The organism is Streptomyces sp. NRRL F-5122 (genome assembly GCF_001507435.1).
Taxonomy (GTDB): Bacteria; Actinomycetota; Actinomycetes; order Streptomycetales; family Streptomycetaceae; genus Streptomyces; species Streptomyces lannensis.
The window spans coordinates 1-648 of the sequence record NZ_LMWH01000106.1 but is presented as its reverse complement, the minus strand read 5'-3'; the positions used below and the strand labels follow the sequence as shown (position 1 = coordinate 648).

Genomic DNA, 648 nt, shown 5'->3' with positions numbered 1-648 from the left:
CGCTTGCGCGGGTTGTTGGAGAGCAGACGCACCGACCGCACCCCGAGATCGTGGAGGATCTCCGCCGCCACCTGGTAGTCGCGCGCATCCACCGGCAGGCCCAGGGCGAGGTTCGCCTCCACCGTGTCCAGGCCCTCGGACTGGAGCTTCATCGCGCGCAACTTCCCGAGCAGGCCGATGCCGCGGCCCTCGTGGCCGCGCAGATAGACGACGATGCCCCGGCCCTCGGCCACGATCTCCCGCAGAGCGGTGGAGAGTTGGGGGCCGCACTCGCAGTGCGTCGACCCGAAGGCGTCACCGGTCAGGCACTCCGAATGGAGGCGGACCAGCATCCCCTCCTCCTCGATGTCGCCGTACACCAGCGCCACTTGTTCCTCGCCACGGTCGTGATCGAGATAGCCGACGGCCTGGAAATCACCGTATTTGGTGGGCAGGGGGGCGTTCACGACTCGGGTGACCCCGGTGGGGGCGTTGGCGATTCGGGTGACTCCCGAGGGGTGGGCATTCCCGCCGAGCACGCCGTCAATGTCTGTCATGATCTGTTCCTATCTGGTAAGCGCAGGCGGTACGAGACGAAAGGCCGTGAAAAAATGAGCGGTTCGGGAACTGCGGACACTGCTGGGTCGTCGCCGACGGGAGACGCGGCCG

Annotated in this window: 1 protein-coding gene; it reads right to left on the bottom strand. The window is 67.1% G+C overall.

From position 1 onward, the window contains the following. Positions 1-536, bottom strand: a 536-nt coding sequence (locus ADL25_RS13065; protein WP_059127875.1) for a GTP cyclohydrolase II, incomplete at its 3' end; no start/stop codon positions are given. Positions 537-648 lie beyond the last annotated feature (112 nt).